At 36.0% G+C, this 4,791-nt stretch carries 3 protein-coding genes; 2 read left to right on the top strand and 1 reads right to left on the bottom strand.

Features of this window, described 5'->3' with window-relative positions; all coding sequences use genetic code 11:
• Window positions 1–108: 108 nt before the first annotated feature.
• Complete coding sequence (locus F6K22_RS32270; protein ID WP_293107726.1) at window positions 109–1,461, bottom strand: ABC transporter substrate-binding protein; 1,353 nt, start codon at window positions 1,459–1,461, stop codon at window positions 109–111.
• A 1,086-nt stretch (window positions 1,462–2,547) separates the two neighbouring features.
• Between F6K22_RS32270 and F6K22_RS32265 the strand changes: the two genes are divergently transcribed.
• On the top strand, window positions 2,548–2,781 hold the full coding sequence (locus F6K22_RS32265) for a hypothetical protein (protein WP_293107723.1): 234 nt from the start codon (window positions 2,548–2,550) through the stop codon (window positions 2,779–2,781).
• A gap of 464 nt (window positions 2,782–3,245) precedes the next feature.
• Window positions 3,246–4,791 (top strand): transglycosylase domain-containing protein (locus tag F6K22_RS32260; protein ID WP_293107720.1); only part of this gene is annotated, 1,546 nt, incomplete at its 3' end.

Genomic DNA, 4,791 nt, shown 5'->3' with positions numbered 1-4,791 from the left:
TCCTCCCCACCCTCCCCCCTCTCCCCCCTCTCCCCACACTCCCCTCTCTCCCCACACTCCCCCCTCTTCCCCCTCTTCCCACACTTCCCTCTCTCCCCAATCCCCTAATCACCTTCCTCCTAATAAAACACGAGTTTCTCTAGCTGCAGCTTTCATTGCTGACTCTGGTGTACGAGAACCTGTTAGGGCAGCACTTAAATAACGTTGTAAAATATCTGATGCTTGAGCATATTGAGGAATTGGCGGACGTAAAACAGAATTATTTACTACTGGAAATAAGTTTGGTAAATAAGGAAATTTTTCTACCAGGATAGAGTCGTTAAAAAGCGATTTTCTCGCCGGAACAAATCCTGTTTCTAAAATAAATTTTCTTTGTACTTCTGGTTGGTTGAAGTATTGAATAACTTCCCATGCTTCCTCTGGATTTTTTGTAGTTTTAGCTATTCCTAAACCCCATCCTCCTAAACAAGCTCCACTATTTTTTCCTGGAGCATGAACCATTGGTTTAATATCAAAATTTCCAGCTATTTTTGATGCTGATGCTAATGGATATACATAAGGCCAATTACGCAGAAAAACTGTATTGCCACTTTCAAATAAACGACGGGTTTCTTCTTCTGCATAAGTAGTTACTCCAGGAGGAGAAATTCCCTGACTAATAGTTTGGCTTAAAAAATCTACTGCTTTGATGGCTTCTGGTTTATCTAAACCTACTTCATTTGTTTCTAAATTTACCCAAAAACCACCATAACCTTCCAGAATTTCGATAAACATTGCCGATAAACCTTCGTATTGTTTACCTTGCCAAACATAACCCCATTGAACTAATCCCTCTTTTTGCAATTCTTGGGATATTTTGATTATTTCTGCAAAAGTATTAGGGGGTTCAAATCTGCCCTTTTTTAATAAGTCGGTGCGGTAATAAAGCATTCCTCCACCAGAATTTAATGGCATTCGATAGAGTTTATCTTGATAAATTCCGCCTGCAACGTCTCCTTGTAAATATATTTTTTGTAATTGTTGGATATCGACTTTTTCTGAAAGGTCTTTCAACCAGTTAGCAGCAGCAAATTTTGGCACCCAAACTATATCCATATAAACTAAGTCATAAGGAGAATCTCCTAGTAAAAATGAAGATGTATATAAATCTTCTACTAGGTTAGTATCGTTAGGACCTTTGACAATTTCCAGGTTAATATTTGAGTGAGTTTTGTTAAATTCGGTTTGAATTGGTTCCCAGAAACTAGCTTCTAGAGCTTGTATTAATACTTGGATAGTTACAGGTTTTTCCTGAGTTTGTGCAGGTAGGATTGATATACATAAAATACTTAGGAAAGTTGCTAAAATTAAGATGGTTATTTGGAATTGTTTTTTCAGTCTAATTCTCAGGAATTTTAACCAGGCATGAATTTTTGGTTTTAGGTTTTCTAGAGTAGGGTTGAAAAATTTACTATATTTCATTATTTTCGTAGGCACAGGAATTAACAAAGACCTCTATAGCACTCAGAAATACGTCGTGATAGATATAATAGTAATAATAACATCTCCAGGAAAAATACAAAAAATGCCAGGGGGGATTTGGAGGAGTTTTTGTTGTGGTTTCTTTCGGCTAAAAGTGAGCTTATTAAATTATTTTAAAGTCTGCCTGAAGTTATCTGAACAATCATGTTAACCTAAAGAAAAACTCATATTTTAGAAAAAATGATAGATGAATTTTACAATTATTAGTGAAATTACTAATATTGAAATAATTACAGTTATATAGAATCCGATTAAACAGTCGTCATTGCGACGATAGGAAGCAATCTCCGGGCACCCATGAGATTGCTTCCTTCCACTCCGTTCCAGTCGCTGCGGACGCAGGCTCTAGTAATTATCCGGATTTGATATTAGTAATACCATTTATCAAAAGTTTTGCTACATCTGTTTGAGCAGAGGGAGTAGGGAGTAGGGAGTAGGGAGTAGGGTTAAAAAATATCTGATATCTTCATTTAATGGCAACAAATTGTTGAAAACATTGCTCTTACTGATTTATTAGTTAATAACTGAAGTTTTGAGTAAGTATAGAATTATTTTTGGGAATTGGTATAATTCCATTCGCGATTTAGCAAGATTAAATAAAACATAAGGAAAAGGGAGTTGGTGTAAATTAAAAGGAGTGGCTACGATTCGTCTTCATAATGGTAGGATTAGAGTTGCTGAATTACACTGGTATGAAGCTAATAGAATTGGTAAAAAGTAAGCATTTCCGTTCCGGAATGCTGCGCAAACAGCTATTAGCAGTCAGCTTATCCTTTCCTGCGGAATGCGGAGCTAACGGAATGCTACGCAAACAGTTTTTTAATAAACGATGTAGCTTGATAGACTTTTAAAGTTAACTAATCGACTTTTACAGTAACTTTTAATTCTTTGAAATTTCTAAATTACTTTTTCATCTTTTAAAGGTAATGAAGCTGTTAACGTAGTTACGACCCAGGAGGCTAGCTGACCCCTGAATGCTTACAGTAAAACAGAGATTAAACGTAAATTTTATTTGGATTAAAAACTATGAATAATCTAAAATATGAAGCTCAATTTGCCGTTTGTATTAATAATAAAGATTATCCTGCTTCTTTGGAGTTACATAAAATTTATGTGGTTTTAACTGATGAAGATGCAAGAAAAGATGGCGATTTAAGAATAGTTGATGAAAGTAGAGAAGATTATCTTTATCCTGCTGATTATTTTGTAATAATTGAATTGCCAAAAATTGTTCAAGATTCTGTTTTAGCTATTGTTTAATTAAGTTATTACTAGAAGGCGAATAATTATGGATGAACAAAATCAACAAGCAGATCTTAATTTAATTGAAATAACTTAAAGCGTAGGTTGGGTTGAGGAACGAAACCCAACAATACCTTATTATATCAAATTGGCTTGCTTCGGAGTGCTATAAGAAACCGGGTTTGTCAGAGAAAGATGTAAGTATGGTAAGGCATTTCATACAAACCCGGTTTCTGTGCTTTAGACATCTCCAAAAATAAAAATATTTTATTTTCCCTATTCCCTCTTTGATGGAGATGTCTATTATTGTTTGGTTTCACTTTGTTCTACCCAACCTACATTAATTTCAGGAAATTATTTTATATAGTTTGAAACTATTGATAACATTCTTTTTTCAAATTGGTTTGATCTGAAAAGCACCGATCATAAAACTTGTTATGATAAAAATTAGCAAACACATAATCAAAAAATATTAGACAAAAATGGCAGCAAACCACACCCGAAAATTTATTCTCGGTTTTGCACTGTTGTGCTTAACTGCTCGATCGCTTCCTTACCTTTTTCCGATTCGCTCCCAAGACATAACTCAACATCAACAAACTTTGAAATTTACTGACCGTAATGCTCTTCCCCTGGGAACTATCCTCACCCGCGACCAAGAAAATACTGTTGTCGTACCCCTAGATAAAATTTCACCTCTATTTATCAACGCTATTATCGCTGCGGAAGATAAAAGATATTATCAACATGGCGCTCTAGACATGAAAGCAATAGGGCGATCGCTCCTAGAAGCTATCCAAGCAAGACAAATAGTTAGTGGTGCTTCTACTATTACGATGCAACTTGCTCGAATGTTGGAACCGACACCGCGCACTTTCGGCAACAAGGTTCGAGAAATTTGGTTATCTTGGCGACTGACAGCAGGTATGAACAAAAATCAAATCCTGGAAGCATATATCAACCGCTTACCAATGGGAGGAAACATCTATGGTGTAGAAGCAGCATCCCGTAGCTATTTTGGCATCTCCGCTACCGACCTCAACCTCGCTCAAGCAACCATTCTTGCTGCTTTACCCAACGACCCGACTGACCTCAACCCCTATTACCACTGGAATATTCTCAAAAAACGTCAAAAGTATGTTCTCAAACGCATGGTTGAAGATAACTATATTACCCAAACTCAAGCGGAAAAGACCTTTGCTGAAGAAATAACTTTACAACCAGAAAATCAAGGTATTATTGCTGCGCCACATTTCCTTTTTTGGTTATCTGAAAATCTATCTACTAATTTCAACCTCGCCTTTAAGAGCGAGGTATTTCCCACAGCTACCCCTACAGTTATTCGCACTACTATCGACCGACCTTTACAACAATTTTTCACTGCTCAAGTACGACAAATAATTAAAAATCTGGAGTCTTATAATGTCAATCATGCTGCTGCTATTGTTATTGATAATCACAGTGGAGAAGTATTAGCTTATGTGGGTTCTCCTAATTATTTTGATTATCAAAAAATGGGTAGTAATGATGGAGTACAAGCATTGCGTCAACCTGGTTCGACTTTGAAGCCTTTTTTATATCAATTAGCATTAGAAAATCGAGTAATTAATCCCAATACAGTTTTGGCAGATGTACCTACATATTATGCAATTCCCGGCGCTCAACTTTATAGTCCTACTAACTATAATGAAGGTAGATTTTTAGGACCTGTTATTGTCAGGGTTGCTTTGGCAAATTCTTTGAATATTCCGGCAGTACGAGTATTAGAAAAAGTTGGAGTAGAGAATTTTTTAAACCGTCTACATCAATTAGGTTTTACACATTTACAAGCATCCCCAGAATATTATGGTTTAGGTTTAAGTCTAGGAAGTGGAGAAGTTAGTTTATGGGAATTGGCAAAAGCTTATTTAATAATGGCAAGACAAGGAGAAGTTATCCCTATTGTTACGACAATTCCTGCTCAAACATCTCCAATTTTTGAGGAGAAAATTAACCAAGATACTCCACAGACAAAAAACAAAGATATCA

The sequence above is a fragment of the Okeania sp. SIO2F4 genome, from assembly GCF_010672385.1.
Taxonomy (GTDB): domain Bacteria; phylum Cyanobacteriota; class Cyanobacteriia; order Cyanobacteriales; family Microcoleaceae; genus Trichodesmium.
This window is presented reverse-complemented; position numbering and strand designations above follow the sequence as displayed.